The sequence below is a fragment of the Pseudomonas fluorescens genome (genome assembly GCF_000802965.1).
Lineage (GTDB): Bacteria > Pseudomonadota > Gammaproteobacteria > Pseudomonadales > Pseudomonadaceae > Aquipseudomonas > Aquipseudomonas fluorescens_A.
Genome location: NZ_JSAK01000001.1, coordinates 224,932 through 239,060, shown reverse-complemented (window position 1 = coordinate 239,060; position 14,129 = coordinate 224,932). Strand labels below are relative to the sequence as shown.

Sequence of the window (14,129 nt, the reverse complement as noted above, 5' to 3'; positions counted from 1 at the left end):
TCCATGGCCGGGGGCGGCTAAACCGGCATCCATGCCGGTTTGCCCACTGCGCAGAACCTCCACTCGGCCTCTCGAGGGGGCGTAAACCGCAACAGCTCCGCGAGGCGAGCTAACGCTCGACCTCGTTGTTGGATGGTGTACGCGTTCACTGTAGGAGCCGGCTTGCTGGCGATGACGTCCGTTCAGGCGACATCCCCGCGCCTGACACACCGCCATCGCCAGCAAGCCGGCTCCTACAGGGATTGGGTACATTTGCAAAACCCGGGTCGGCTGGAAGGCCGCCATCGCTGGCGAGCCAGCTCCTACAGCGCAGGCACAAAAAAGGCGACCCCGAAGGTCGCCTTTTGCATCACTGCCCGAATTGCCGTCCCAAACCACCCGGCACCCCGTGGATATCCGTCTCTTCCCACGGACCTGTCGGACTGATCGACCGGCTCCAGCCATTATCCCAACGGTAATACGTGCGCTGGCGATAGAACGTGTTCGGCTGGTCATCCAGCACATACACACCCATCTTCGCATCCCAATGACTATTGCCCCCCGGCGGCGGCGCGAAGCTCGCAGACGTACGAGGCAACGGTTTAGCCGGTTTGCTCGGGGTCGTCGGCTTGCTCGGTACCGTCGATGGCGCCGGTTTGGTACTCGGCTGTGATGGAGGAATCGGCGGTGGGGTTTGTTGCTCGGGTGGTCGTTGGACCGCACAAGCGCTCAGCCCCAAAACAACGCTGAGCAAGGTGATACGAGCGATGGCGGTCATGATGGCGTTCCTGTTATTTATCCGGGCTGTCGATGGTCAGTGTTTGCGGCGCGGTGGTGCTGCTGGCCAAGGGCTGGCTGCGACCGATCCACTCGCCCGCCGTCGGTTGGCCGGCGCGGGAGATGCGCGCAACCAGTTGGACTTCAGGGAAGTTCGACAGTTTCAACTGCGGCATCATTGCGTCGGCATCGCCCAGTTCGACCGTCGCCGGCAGGTCCGCCACGGTCAGGCGCTTGGCCGCCAGCGGCGCGGGAGGGCCGGAGGTTGCACGGGCGAAGATGAACACGCTATCGCCCGGCTGGACCTTGGCTTTCAAATCGGCCGCCAAATCCACCCGGACCTTGAGCAACGCCGCCGGTTTGGCCGCCGGTGCCTCGGCCACTTTGCCACCGCTGGCCACCAGTTTCTCGGTGGCGCGGGTAATGCCGCCCTGCAACGCGACACGGGATTGGTCCTCTGGCGGCAGTTGCTCCAGCAGGCGGTTCCAGTAATTGATCGCTTCCTGATAACGCTGCCCCTCGAAGGCGGCGATGCCCAGCAAGCCAAGGCTGGTGACTTCTTTCGGATCGGCTTTCAGCGCTTCGTCAGTCAAGGCCTGAACCTTGTCCGACCACTTCTTGCCATCGGCGAAGTATTGCGCCTGAGCCCATTGGCCGAGCAGTTCCGGCTGACGCCCGGCCAGGTTCACGGTGCGTTCGAAAATCTTCGCCGCGTCGGCAGGACGATCCTGGGTCATGTAGGTGCGACCGAGGAAATACAGCGCTTCAGCGGAATCCGGCTGCGCCGCGACCGCCCGCTCCAGACGCCGGGTCATTTCTTCCATCGACTGCGGTGCCTGGGAGAATTCCCGGGTCAGTTCGACTTTGTCGCTAGCGCCGAAATGCAGGTACAAGCCCAGGCCCAACACCGGCACCAGGACCGCTGCCAGCAACGGCGCCGGCTTGCCCAGGCGCGAAACCCGTGGCGCCGCAACGCCTTCGGTGTCGGCGAGCAATTCACGGGCGGCTTCGGCGCGGCCGGCGTCCATCTGCGCGGCATCGAGAACGCCCTCTTCGCGCTGAACCTGCAACTCGGCCACGCGCTCCTGATACAGCGCCACGTTCAGGGCAGTACGATCCTCTTCGAGCTGGGCGCGACGGCTACGCAGAATGGGGATCAACAGAAAACTCAGGGCAACCAGTAGCAGCAAACCTGCAGCGAGCCAGAAATCAATCATTCTTGGTTTTTATCCAACAGTTGGTCGAGGCGCTCGCGCTCCTCGGCAGAAAGCGAGTCCGGGGTGTCGGTGCGTTGCGCGCGACGACGACGGACGATCACCGCGATGACCACAAAACCACCGAGCAGCAGTCCGGCCGGGCCCAACCAGAGCAACGCGGTTTTGGCGTTGAGAGCGGGTTTGTAGCGGACGAAATCACCGTAGCGATCCACCATGAAGTCGATGATCTGCTGGTTGTCCTTGCCCTCGCCCAACATGCGGAAAATCTCTTTGCGCAGGTCGGCTGCGATCGGCGCGTTGGAGTCGGCGATGTCCTGGTTCTGGCACTTGGGGCAACGCAGCTCCTTGGTCAGCTCGCGAAAACGCTCGCGATCGCCCTCCTTGGCGAACTCGTAGGTGTCGATGGCCGCGTGAGCCACGCCAGCCATGCTCAGTCCCAGGACAACAGCGGCGATCCAGCGCTTCATGGCTTGGCCTCGTCGACCAGCGCCTGATACTTCGCCGCCAGTTTTTCACGCCAGACTTGCTCGTCAATCACGCCGACGAACTTGTCGCGGATGATGCCTTTGGCGTCGATGAAGAAGGTTTCCGGCGCGCCGTACACGCCGAGGTTCAAGCCCAGGGTGCCAGCGTCGTCGCGGATGTCGAGTTGATACGGATTGTGGAATTCCGCCAGCCACTTCAAGGCATCGGCGTTGATGTCCTTGTAGTTGATGCCGTAGATCACCACGCCCTTCTCGGCCAGTTTGTTCAGCACCGGGTGCTCGACCCGGCAGGAAATGCACCAGGTGCCCCAAACGTTGACCAGCGCCGGTTTACCGACGATGTCAGCGCGGGTCAGGGTCTTGTCGCCCTGCACCGCGGGCAGGGAAAACTCCGGGAACGGTTTGCCGATCATCGCCGAAGGCAACTCGGCCGGGTCCAGGTACAGCCCGCGATAAAGGAAAACAGCGACCACCAGAAAAATCGCCAGTGGCAGCAGCATCAACCAACGTCTCATGCAGTCGCTCCAGACATGCCCAGTGCCTCACGCACGCGGCTTTTCACCTTGACTCGATATCGGCCATCCAGCGCCGCCAGCAACCCGCCGAGACCAGTGAGCAAACCGCCGAACCAGATCCAGCGCACGAACGGCTTCACATGCACGCGCACGGCCCAGGCGCCATCGCCCAGCGGTTCACCGAGGGCGACGTAAAGGTCACGGGTGAAACCGGCGTCGATCCCGGCTTCGGTCATCACCGAGTTCTGCACGGTGTACAGGCGTTTTTCCGGGTGCAGCACGCTGATTTCCTTGCCGTCGCGGATCACTCGAATGGTGCCCTTGTCGGAGGTGAAGTTCGGGCCTTCGAAGTGTTTGGCGCCTTCGAAGACAAACTGGTAACCGCCCAGGGCCATGGATTCGCCCGGCGACAGGCGCAGATCGCGCTCGGCGCTGTTCTGGCTCGACAGCACCACGCCGAGGGCGCAGACCGCGATGCCCAGGTGCGCCACCTGCATGCCCCAATAGCTGCGGGTCAGGGTCGGCAAACCTTTGATCAAGCCTTTGTGGCGAGTCTTGTCGAAGATGTCACGCACGCCGGCCAGCAATACCCAGGCGGCAAGCATGAACGTCGCCAGCACCGCCCAGTTGAAATCGCCGTAGGCGACGCCGGCCACCACTGCCAATGCAGCGCTGCCAAGCAGCACCGGGGTCAGCATGCTCAGCAGCCATTTCACCGGGGTATCTTTCCAGCGCACGATCACGCCGACCGCCATCACCATCATCAGCAATGCCATCAACGGAATGAACAGCGCGTTGAAGTACGGCGGGCCGACCGACAGCTTGGCGCCGGTCATCGCATCCAGAATCAATGGGTACAAAGTGCCAAGCAGAATCATCGAAGCCGCCACCACCAGCACCAGGTTGTTGCCCAGCAGCAGGGTTTCCCGGGACCAGAGGTTGAAGCCGACCTGGCTCTTGACCACCGGTGCGCGCAGGGCGAACAGCGTCAACGAACCGCCGACCACAAACAGCAGGAAAATCAGGATGAACACGCCGCGCTCCGGGTCCGACGCAAAGGCATGCACCGAGGTCAGCACGCCGGAACGTACGAGGAAGGTCCCCAGCAGGCTCAGCGAGAACGCAGCAATGGCCAGCAACACGGTCCAGCTCTTGAACACGCCACGTTTTTCCGTGACCGCCAGGGAGTGAATCAACGCGGTGCCCACCAGCCAAGGCATGAAGGAAGCGTTTTCCACCGGGTCCCAGAACCACCAGCCGCCCCAGCCGAGTTCGTAGTAAGCCCACCACGAACCGAGGGTAATGCCGATGCCGAGGAACGCCCAGGCGACGATGGTCCACGGACGCGACCAACGGGCCCACGCCGCATCGAGACGACCGCCCATCAACGCGGCGATGGCAAACGCGAACGCCACCGAGAACCCGACGTAGCCCATGTACAGCATCGGCGGGTGAACGATCAGGCCGATGTCTTGCAGCAGCGGATTAAGGTCGGCGCCATCGCTCGGCACTTGCGGCAGGATGCGTTTGAACGGGTTCGAGGTGAGGATCAGGAACAGCAGGAAACCGGTGCTGATCATGCCCATCACTGCCAGTACGCGGGCGAGCATGACTTGCGGTAACTGCCGGGAGAACACCGACACGGCGAAGGTCCAGCCGCCGAGGATCAGGGCCCACAGCAACAGCGAACCTTCGTGCGCGCCCCACACGGCGCTGAACTTGTAGTACCACGGCAAGGCGCTGTTGGAGTTGTTGGCCACATAAGCGACGGAAAAATCGTCGGCCATGAACGCGTAGGTCAGGCAGCCAAAGGCAAACAGCAGGAAGGTGAACTGGCCCCACGCGGCCGGTTGCGCCAGGCTCATCCACAAGCGGTCGCCGCGCCAGGCGCCGAGCAACGGCACCACGGCTTGCACCAGCGCAAAACACAACGCCAGGATCATGGCCAAGTGGCCCAACTCAGGAATAAAGATGCCGGAAGTCATGGATCAACCCTCCTTCGCAGGTGTCGGGGCGGATTGACCACTGTCTTTCAGCGCTTTGGTCACTTCCGGTGGCATGTACTTTTCATCGTGCTTGGCCAGCACTTCGTCGGCCACCACCACGCCGTCGGCGTTGAGCTTGCCGAGGGCGACGATGCCCTGCCCTTCGCGGAACAGATCCGGGAGGATGCCGCGATAGGTGATGGTCACGGATTTGTTGAAGTCGGTGACGACAAACTTCACGTCCAGCGAATCGCCGGAACGCTGCAAGGAACCAGCCTCAACCATGCCACCGGCACGGATGCGTGTGTCTTGCGGCGCTTCACCGTTGGCGATCTGGGTCGGCGTGTAAAACAGATTGATGTTCTGCTGCAGGGCGCTCAGGGCCAGGCCGACGGCAGCGCCGACCCCGACCAGAATCGCCAGAATGATGATAAGACGCTTTTTACGCAGGGGATTCACTTGCCGTTCTCCCGGCGCAGACGACGCGCCTCTTGTTGCAGATACCGCTTGCGGGCCAGGATCGGCGCCGCCACGTTGAGGGCCAGCACCGCCAGACAGATGCCGTAGGCCGACCAGACATACAGGCCATGATGGCCCATGGCGATGAAGTCGCCGAATGAAGCAAAACTCATCGAGCGACCTCCAGGCTGTTTTCCACTTCGGCTTTCACCCAGCTTGCCCGCGCTTCGCGCTTGAGCACTTCAAGACGCATGCGCAGCAACAGCACCGCGCCGAAGAAACAGTAGAAACCCAGCGCCGTCAGCAGCAATGGCAGCCACATCTCGGCGGGCATCGCCGGTTTTTCCGTGAGGGTAAAGGTCGCGCCCTGGTGCAGGGTGTTCCACCACTCCACCGAGTATTTGATGATCGGGATGTTGATCACGCCGACAATCGCCAGCACCGCGCAAGCCTTGGCCGCGCTGTCACGATTGCTGATGGCGTTGCCCAGCGCAATGAGACCGAAGTACAAAAACAGCAGAATCAGCATGGACGTTAGTCGGGCATCCCAGACCCACCACGAGCCCCAGGTCGGTTTGCCCCAGATGGCGCCGGTGACCAGCGCCACGGCGGTCATCCACGCGCCGATGGGCGCCGCGCATTGCAGCGCAACGTCGGCCAGTTTCATTTTCCACACCAGCCCGACGACACCGCACACCGCCAGCATCACGTAGATGGACTGCGCCAGCATCGCGGCCGGAACGTGAATATAAATGATGCGAAAACTGTTGCCCTGCTGGTAGTCCGGCGGCGCGAAGGCCAGGCCCCAGACCACGCCAATGGTGATCAGCAACAACGCGGCGATGCTCAGCCAAGGCAACATTTTGCCGCTGATGCCGTAAAACCATTTGGGCGAGCCGAGCTTATGAAACCAGGTCCAGTTCATTACTGTTTCCATCACGGTTGCTGTTCGTCATCACGAAGCAGCCAAAAGGGTCTTTACTGATCAGATTTTGATCAGACCTCATTATTCGCCGACGCTGATCTTCAGGCCAGCAGCTATTGCAAAGGGTGTCAGGGTTATCGCCAGGGCGGTCAGGCTACCAAGCCACAGCAGATAACCGGTCGCCGGCATGCCTTGCAAGGCTGCCTGCAAGGCGCCACTGCCAAGAATCAACACCGGGATGTACAACGGCAGGATCAGCAACGCCAGCAACAGGCCACCGCGCTTCAAACCGACCGTCAGGGCTGCGCCCACCGCACCGAGCAAGCTCAGCACCGGTGTACCCAGCAACAAAGAAAGCAGCAACACCGGCAGACAAGCGGCAGGCAAACCGAGCATCAACGCCAGCAAGGGTGCGAGCAAAACCAGGGCCAGGCCGGAGAAGGCCCAGTGTGCCAGCACCTTGGCCAAAACCAGAAGAGCCAGGGGGTGCGGCGAAAGGACCCACTGTTCCAGCGATCCGTCTTCGAAATCACTGCGGAAAAGCCCGTCCAGCGAGAGCAAAACCGATAAAAGGGCTGCCACCCAGACCAGTCCCGGAGACAAGGTTTGCAACAATTGAGACTCGGGCCCGACCGCCAACGGGAACAGCGAAACCACGATGGCAAAGAAAACCAGCGGATTGGCCAATTCCGCAGGACGGCGGAACAACAGGCGAGCCTCGCGGGCGACCAACAGGCCGAAAACACTCATACGGCCCATTTCCCCAGATCAATGTCGCGATAGCTGGCCGGCATCCGGGTCAGCGTGTGGTGCGTGGTCAACACCACCATGCCACCGCGTTCGCAGTGCGCGGCCAGGTGCTCTTCAAGCTGCGCCACGCCTTGCTTGTCGAGCGCGGTAAACGGCTCATCGAGAATCCACAGCGGCGGGCTGTCCAGATACAAACGGGCCAGTGCCACGCGGCGTTGCTGACCAGCGGAAAGTGTGTGACAGGGAACGTCCTCGAAACCGCGCAGGCCGACCGCCGCAAGCGCCTGCCAGATCGCCTCGTGAGAGGCCGGTTGATGCAGGGCGCAGAGCCAGCTCAGGTTCTCTTCGGGCGTCAGCAGGTCCTTGATCCCGGCGGCATGGCCGATCCACAGCAGGTTGCGCGCCAGCTCCGTGCGTTGCTCGTGCAGCGGCTGACCGTTGAGCAGCACTTGACCGGCGGTCGGCTGCATCAACCCGGACAGCAGGCGCAACAGGCTGGTCTTGCCACTGCCGTTGGGACCGCTGATCTGTACTATTTCGCCACTGGCCAGTCTCAGATCGAGATTTTCGAAGAGCAGCCGAAGGTCTCGCTCACAGGCAAGGGCAACGGTTTGCAGGACAGGACTGGTCAAGGGTTCACGGGCCTTATACGGTTCAAGTCGGCTCTGGCGCGGCCGTTAAAGAGATGCAGAATAAATGTATTGCCAGCCCGAACTAGAGAGCTGGGTCAAATAATTGCAATGTTTCCGCCACTCTGTATACAACGCGGCGGCATTATACATGCCATTTCCTACTCCAAAGAGCGCATTTTCCCAAGGTTGTGACCGCGTATGACAGGCGAAATGAACATCCTCCCGCTACCGCAGACCACACCGGCAAACTCGCGTCCGCTGGCGGTCAGTGGCGAGTTGATCAAGCTGCTGACGCCGGTGGAAGGCCTGATCACCGCCGGTCAGACTGCCAACGCCGAAGTGCTGTCACTCAAGCAGACGGATCAGACCTTTCAACTGTTGCTCAAGGTCACCCTCGAAAGTGGCCGCCAAACCACGGTCCAGGCCAGCAGCAACCAGCCGTTGGCCCAAGGCACCAATTTGGCGGTCACCCAGCCCTCGGCGGGTAACCTGGCAGTCACCGTGCAACAGGCCATCGCCTCCAGCGTTGCCACCCTCACCCGCATCGACACCGCGCAATTGCCGGTCGGCACGCTGCTGCAAGGCAAAGTGCTGACGTCCCAAGTGTTGCCGCAATTGCCGGGGCAGCCGACCGTGTTTCGTTCGATGGTGAGTTTGCTCAACACCGCCCTGAGCGGCAGCACGTTGAGCATCGACAGTCCGCAGCCGTTGCGCCTCGGCACTTTATTGAGTGCGCAGGTGCAAGACAGCCAGACGTTGAAATTCGTACCGCTGAGTAACCGTCAGGAACAATTGGCCGTGACTCAACAACTGGTCAGTCAACATAGCCGCCAAGGCTCGCTGGACGGACTGCTCAAACTCCTGCAAAACCTGCCGGCCTCGGACCAGACCTCCGTTGACTTGCGGGCGGTCGCCGACAAATTGCTCGCCGGTTTGCCCGATGTTCAGCAACTGAGCACGCCAAAAGGCCTCGCTTTGGCACTCGCCGGCAGCGGCGCCTTCCTCGAATCGAAACTGCTGACTGGACAGAACCCGACGCTTGCGCCCGACATAAAAGCCGATCTGCTCAAGCTGATCGCCCAACTGACACCCGGGCTGCCGGCCAATAGCAACCTCAACGCAATCATCGCCGCCAACACCCTGGCCCAGGCGATGCCGAATTTTGTGCGCAACGCCCTTGGCATGCTCGGGCAAGTCAGTGCCAAACCGTCGCCGACCGGTTTCCCGCTGCCCGAACGCCTGCTGCAAAGCGCGGAAGGCGAAGACGACCTTGAGCACTTGTTGCGCCTGGCCGCTGCGGCTGTGTCGCGCCTGCAAAGTCATCAGCTATCGAGCCTGGAACAGACCGGCGTCACCAGTGATGGTCGCCTGATGAGCACCTGGCAAATGGAAATCCCGATGCGCAACATGCAGGACATCGTACCGTTGCAGGTCAAGTTCCAGCGCGAAGAAGCGCCGGAGAAAGAAGCGCAACAGGACCGCCGCGACGAGGGTGAACCCAAACAGCAACTGTGGCGCGTAGACCTGGCGTTCGACATGGAGCCGTTGGGGCCGCTTCAGGTCCAGGCGCAGTTGATCAAGGGCAGCCTGTCCAGCCAGCTCTGGGCGGAACGGCCTTACACCGCCAGCCTGATCGAAAACAATCTGGCGGCATTGCGCGAACGCCTGCTCGCCTCGGGCCTGAACGTCGGCGATCTCGACTGCCATCAAGGCAAACCGCCCGCAGGTCCGCAAACCCGTCTTGAACAACGCTGGGTCGATGAAAACGCATGAACACATCCAACGCCCCGCGCCAGGCCATCGCCCTCAAATACGACGGCACCCACGCCCCTACCCTCACGGCAAAAGGCGATGAAGAACTGGCCGAAGAAATTCTACGAATTGCCCGCGACTATGAAGTGCCGATCTACGAAAACGCCGAGCTGGTGAAACTGCTGGCGCGCATGGAATTGGGGGACAGCATTCCGGAGGAGTTGTACCGGACGATTGCCGAGATCATCGCGTTTGCGTGGAATCTCAAGGGCAAATTTCCGGCGGGACAGGATCCGGATGCGCCGATGGTCGAGAAGGACGTTACTGAGCGTGGGGATGATTATTGAGGTTTCGAAGGCCCCATTACGGTCAGCGGCGGCGGGTGCGATCACCACTGTAAGAGCGAGCCTGCTCGCGATGGTCTAAAGCGCGACGCGTTGAATCAGAAAGCACGCGTTATCGTTAACGTCCTTCGCGAGCAGGCTCGCTCCTACAGTTAGTGTCGAGACAGTATTAATTAGAGTCCCCGGCGTTTTTTGGCAGCGGCAAGCCGGTAGCGGGATCTAGTCCCTTTTCGGCGCTGAGTTTTTCGATCAACTCTGCTGAAGGAATGATGGGGACAGCGGAGTCACGCTCTCGCTTCCATTGGAAGGTACCGTCCCACTCGGGGAGGGTCGCGGGTGGGAGTGGGAGTGGGACGATGTCATCCAGATCGGGGATTTTTGCTCCGAGGTGTTCGTGACGACTCAGGAAAAAACTAATTTTATTGTATCTATCGACGCGTTCGTCATCTTGCTGTAATGCCAGATAGTAAAGTTCATCAGACGCTGGTGGCCCTTTAAATGCGATCGCAAGACTATGTGCGCTAGTGACATCACCATTTCGGACAGCTGTTTGATGACCGTACAGAGCGTCTTGGTATAGTTCTGAACCTTGCGAATAAACTGCATATCTTGCACCCGCCGAGCGATTACCCTGCTCCATGGAGCACTTATACATCTCCAGCATGATATCGGCCGTATTGGGTACGTAAGATAAAAGCCTACCGATGTAGTATTGGGCGTCCGGGTTTCCCAAGTCGGCCGCCCGCCGAAAATAGGCTCTTGAGGCTGCAACATCCTGTTTGACGCCATAACCCAACTCCAGATAATGCGCCATGTCGTAGTAAGCGCCGGGAATTCCCATTGCAACATAATACTCGACCAGGTCGATGGTCTCCTTGCCGGCGTCAGGAGAGCTTGCTTGACCGGTAGACAGTAGAAATTGCAGATTAGTCGCGGCCTTGTAATGATCGTGTGCAGCCGCGATACGATAATAGCGGGCGATCGCGTCATAATCTTTCTGTCCTTTACGCGTCTCCAAGTAAAGTCCATACCGATAGAAAATATCCGCATCTGGGTTTAATGTAGACAACGAATCGCGCTCATATACACACTTAAACTCCAAGTCCACCGAGGTGGCATCAGGCGTATGCGCTTCTTTTTTTGAGCAGGCCATTACCATTAAGAAGCTGAAAAATGCCAGTAGCAGCTTTCTCACCCCTACCCTATTATTTAGTACATTTCCCGGCATATTTTCACTCGACAAAAATGACTTACCCATCACCAATTCACTTTCTCCGACTTCCCAACTGGCCCCCCCCCCCGTCGGTAAGGTCAGGAGTTCTCGGTGGGTTTTGGAAGCGGCAAGCCAGTGGTGGGATCAAGTCCTTTTTCGGCGCTGAGTTTTTCGATCAGTTCTGCTGATGGAATGATGGGTACAGCGGAGTCACGCTCTCGCTTCCATTGGAAGGTGCCGTCCCACTCGGGGAGGGTTGCGGGAGGGAGTGGGACGATGTCATCCAGGTCGGGGACTTTCGCCCCGAGGTGTTCGTGACGCGTCAAGAAATCGCTGATTTTATTGTATCGATCGACGCGTTCGTCATCTCGTTCAAGAGCAAGGTAATAAAGCCTATCGGAGGCTTGCGGCCCTAGAAATGCATTTGCCAGGCGACTGGCACTACTGGCATCGCCATTCCGAACTGCTACCTGATAACCTTGCAATGACTGTTGGTAAAGCCCAGTAACTTTCGAGTAACTCGAATAATTTCTTCCCGCTAATTTATTGCCTTGTTCCATAGCACATTTGTACATCGACAGCATAATTTCGGATGCATTAGGTACATAGGACAGAAGCCTGCCTACGTAATACTGAGCATCCGGGTTCCCCAAGTCAGCCGCACGCCGAAAGTAGGCCCTGGAGGCAGCAACATCCTGTTTGACGCCATAGCCCAACTCCAGGTAGTGCGCCATGTCGTAATAAGCCCCGGGAATGCCTTTGGCCACGAAGTACTCAACTAGATCAATAGTCTCTTTGCTGGAATCAGGAGAGCTGACCTGACCGGTAGACAGCAAATATTGCAAATTAGTCGCGGCTTTGTAATGGTCATGTGCAGCCGCGATACGATAATAGCGGGCTATGTCGCTGTAATCCTTCTGACCTTTGCGCTTTTCCAGATAAAGTCCATACCGATAGAAGATGTCCGCATCCTGATTTAACGCAGGCAAAGAATCGTTCTCATATACACACTTAAATTCCAATCTACTGTAGGCAAAATTTATTTGCGAAGCGTCCGGCATACTTTCTTCCTTTTTTGAACATGCAGCTACCGACAACCATATAAAAAATATAGTCAGTAATTTTTTATTATTTAGTCCCAATTTTTTCTCACTGGACTTTCCTGCAAAAACTCCACCAACGATGCAATTGGGGACTTTAGATCAAGCGAAATTTTATTTTGAATACTCAACATCCTGTTGTCTTTATTTTCATCAATTACATCACCCCATGCATTAAACACCGCACTAATATCACTCCCCGTCGCCCTCCCCCCCGTATGCACCCCAAACAAATGCTCCCGTAACGGCCTAGTAACCGCAGGATCCTCAATACAAATATTCAACTCACTGTCCACCTGCATACTGCGCGTATTGATGTTCGCGGAGCCCAGCGTGGTAAATACATCGTCGACGATCATCAACTTGCTGTGCACATACACATCCATCCAGTTATCGGGTGGGGAATCGGGTGCTACCAAGGTACAAATGTGTACTTTCAGGCCGGGGATTTCTGAGGGGGAGATCACTGCCTGAAGCTTCTCTGGGAGCTCTTTTTCAAGCTGCGCAACCTTGGCGCGAGCCCGCTGATGATTTTCTATCAAAATCTCGTAGTACTGAGCCGCCGGTGCGTCATGGCCCGTGTCGTGTTTCTCTTTGAACAGGCGGGCATTCACCGCGGCCACGTGTTCGGCTTGTTTGGCTTGGGCTATGTCGGCCAGCAAATCGTCACGCCGTTCGGCCCTGGCGATGCCCGGCATCAGTTCCGGGCGGCCCAACTGTTTCAGCATGCGAAATGTATTGACCGAGCCATCACCTATGGCCTCGCTGGTGGAGTTCGTCACAACGAACAAATACACCGGCCCGTCCTTTTCGAGATCACGCCCCCAGTCCAGAAGATTTTTCACAACGCTTTTGATTTTTTCCGCCAGCGGCGGCCAGCGGAAATACTGGTTCTCGATATAGATGAATTGAGTCGTGTTGTTGACGGCCTGCAGGTAGAGCTTCTCGATGTCTCTCTTGTTTTCCTGACTCTGGGTCCTGAGTACCTGCGCCATGACCGGGGTGCCATGCCCAGGACGCACGCGCAGTTGCCGGGCAATGTGTTGACGAGGCCCCAGCAGGTCAATGCGCGTTTCTTTTTTCCAGGCAGTACAAAAATTGTGATTCAGAAATTCCAGCACCGGGCCCGACACACGGCTGGAAATGTCCTGCCTTGGCGTCTCGCCGTTGCGTCCGAATTGCGGATGATGCCGTTCATGGCTGTGATGATCGTCGTCCCAATAGGCATCCAGCGTGTTGTGCCCCATCACGAAACCGACGGCAACCTCGGGTTTTTCGTAGTCCACCAGCACCATCTTCTGGTGATGACTCGGCTCGGCAAACATCGCCACCGAACTCATGACTTTGTTGGTCATGTCGCGATTTTCATCCAGCGCGTTCACCGCCAGGCGCCAGGCAATTTCTGCTCGGTCCAGCAAGCCAAAGTCGCGAGTGACGAATTCAATATTCTTGATGCCCAGGCCGGGATCGTTACCCCACCTCAGCATGCGAAAAAAACGTTGCCCCAACTCCACCGGCCCGGTTTCAGCGCCGGTATAGGCGAGCCGGATCTGGCGATACCACAACTTGTCATACTCGACTTGCGCGTCATTTCGGTTTTGCCTGAACTTGCCAAACCAATTGGAAACGTTGTCACCCGGGGTCGAGTTTTCCGAAGTCTGGGCGACACGCAAGGTGTCGTACCAGCAAAGGATTCGGACTTGAACACCTTCATTGGCTTTCTTGATCAGCAGATCACCGATGCACAGCGAACGGGTGTCCCCGCGCTTGAAATACATCGAAGGCTGAAAGCCCCAGCAGATGATTTCCACGCTGCTTTTGGCGGCGAGGATGGCGTCATAGACCGCGCCGAATGCACGCTCGCCGTTCACCAGAGGTTCGAATGTCGCGGGCACCGGATGGTATTCGGTGTTTTGTACAAACCATGGAAGGTTGAGCGTGCACGAGGTGGTTTTGCTCGTCGCGATCGGGACAGTGATCGAGGGTGCAGTCATCT

The 14,129-nt window shown here is 58.5% G+C and carries 15 protein-coding genes; 2 read left to right on the top strand and 13 right to left on the bottom strand.

Annotated features, from left to right (window positions below):
• Positions 1–349 precede the first annotated feature (349 nt).
• The 10 genes from NL64_RS29270 to ccmA all read right to left on the bottom strand — a co-directional run bounded on the left by NL64_RS29270 (position 350) and on the right by ccmA (position 7,724).
• Positions 350–757, bottom strand: coding sequence for a hypothetical protein (locus NL64_RS29270; protein WP_080757819.1), 408 nt, complete (start codon positions 755–757; stop codon positions 350–352).
• A gap of 13 nt (positions 758–770) precedes the next feature.
• Positions 771–1,973: a c-type cytochrome biogenesis protein CcmI gene (gene ccmI, locus NL64_RS01085; RefSeq protein WP_034146310.1), complete on the bottom strand. Its 1,203-nt coding sequence runs from the start codon at positions 1,971–1,973 to the stop codon at positions 771–773.
• Positions 1,970–2,440, bottom strand: a complete 471-nt coding sequence (locus tag NL64_RS01080) for a cytochrome c-type biogenesis protein (RefSeq protein WP_034146309.1) — start codon at positions 2,438–2,440, stop codon at positions 1,970–1,972. Before NL64_RS01080 ends, ccmI begins: the two co-directional genes overlap by 4 nt.
• Positions 2,437–2,973 (bottom strand): DsbE family thiol:disulfide interchange protein, encoded by a 537-nt coding sequence (locus tag NL64_RS01075; protein WP_034146308.1) that lies wholly within the window; start codon positions 2,971–2,973, stop codon positions 2,437–2,439. The genes NL64_RS01080 and NL64_RS01075 overlap by 4 nt, the downstream gene beginning before the upstream one ends.
• Complete coding sequence (locus NL64_RS01070; protein ID WP_034146307.1) at positions 2,970–4,958, bottom strand: heme lyase CcmF/NrfE family subunit; 1,989 nt, start codon at positions 4,956–4,958, stop codon at positions 2,970–2,972. The genes NL64_RS01075 and NL64_RS01070 overlap by 4 nt, the downstream gene beginning before the upstream one ends.
• 3 nt (positions 4,959–4,961) lie before the next feature.
• Positions 4,962–5,417: a cytochrome c maturation protein CcmE gene (ccmE, locus tag NL64_RS01065; RefSeq protein ID WP_008052305.1), complete on the bottom strand. Its 456-nt coding sequence runs from the start codon at positions 5,415–5,417 to the stop codon at positions 4,962–4,964.
• A complete protein-coding gene (gene ccmD, locus NL64_RS01060) occupies positions 5,414–5,590 on the bottom strand; it encodes a heme exporter protein CcmD (RefSeq protein ID WP_007980758.1) in 177 nt (58 codons plus the stop codon). Before ccmD ends, ccmE begins: the two co-directional genes overlap by 4 nt.
• A complete protein-coding gene (locus tag NL64_RS01055; RefSeq protein ID WP_034146306.1) occupies positions 5,587–6,342 on the bottom strand; it encodes a heme ABC transporter permease in 756 nt (251 codons plus the stop codon). The genes ccmD and NL64_RS01055 overlap by 4 nt, the downstream gene beginning before the upstream one ends.
• A gap of 81 nt (positions 6,343–6,423) precedes the next feature.
• Positions 6,424–7,092: a heme exporter protein CcmB gene (ccmB, locus tag NL64_RS01050; RefSeq protein ID WP_007980754.1), complete on the bottom strand. Its 669-nt coding sequence runs from the start codon at positions 7,090–7,092 to the stop codon at positions 6,424–6,426.
• Positions 7,089–7,724 (bottom strand): cytochrome c biogenesis heme-transporting ATPase CcmA, encoded by a 636-nt coding sequence (gene ccmA, locus NL64_RS01045; RefSeq protein ID WP_034146305.1) that lies wholly within the window; start codon positions 7,722–7,724, stop codon positions 7,089–7,091. The genes ccmB and ccmA overlap by 4 nt, the downstream gene beginning before the upstream one ends.
• A gap of 198 nt (positions 7,725–7,922) precedes the next feature.
• Between ccmA and NL64_RS01040 the strand changes: the two genes are divergently transcribed.
• Complete coding sequence (locus NL64_RS01040) at positions 7,923–9,497, top strand: flagellar hook-length control protein FliK (RefSeq protein WP_034146304.1); 1,575 nt, start codon at positions 7,923–7,925, stop codon at positions 9,495–9,497.
• Positions 9,494–9,823: an EscU/YscU/HrcU family type III secretion system export apparatus switch protein gene (locus NL64_RS01035; RefSeq protein ID WP_034146303.1), complete on the top strand. Its 330-nt coding sequence runs from the start codon at positions 9,494–9,496 to the stop codon at positions 9,821–9,823. The genes NL64_RS01040 and NL64_RS01035 overlap by 4 nt, the downstream gene beginning before the upstream one ends.
• A 166-nt stretch (positions 9,824–9,989) precedes the next feature.
• On the opposite strand, the gene NL64_RS01030 is transcribed toward NL64_RS01035, so the two are convergent.
• The 3 genes from NL64_RS01030 to NL64_RS01020 all read right to left on the bottom strand — a co-directional run bounded on the left by NL64_RS01030 (position 9,990) and on the right by NL64_RS01020 (position 14,127).
• Positions 9,990–11,048 carry an SEL1-like repeat protein gene (locus NL64_RS01030; RefSeq protein ID WP_034146411.1) on the bottom strand — a complete coding sequence of 353 codons (1,059 nt, stop codon included), beginning with the start codon at positions 11,046–11,048 and terminating at the stop codon, positions 9,990–9,992.
• 83 nt (positions 11,049–11,131) lie between these two features.
• The gene (locus NL64_RS01025) at positions 11,132–12,094 is read right to left on the bottom strand and encodes an SEL1-like repeat protein (protein ID WP_034146302.1); all 963 of its coding nucleotides are present in this window, start codon (positions 12,092–12,094) and stop codon (positions 11,132–11,134) included.
• Between the two features lie 71 nt (positions 12,095–12,165).
• Positions 12,166–14,127, bottom strand: a complete 1,962-nt coding sequence (locus NL64_RS01020) for a phospholipase D-like domain-containing protein (protein WP_034146301.1) — start codon at positions 14,125–14,127, stop codon at positions 12,166–12,168.
• Positions 14,128–14,129 lie beyond the last annotated feature (2 nt).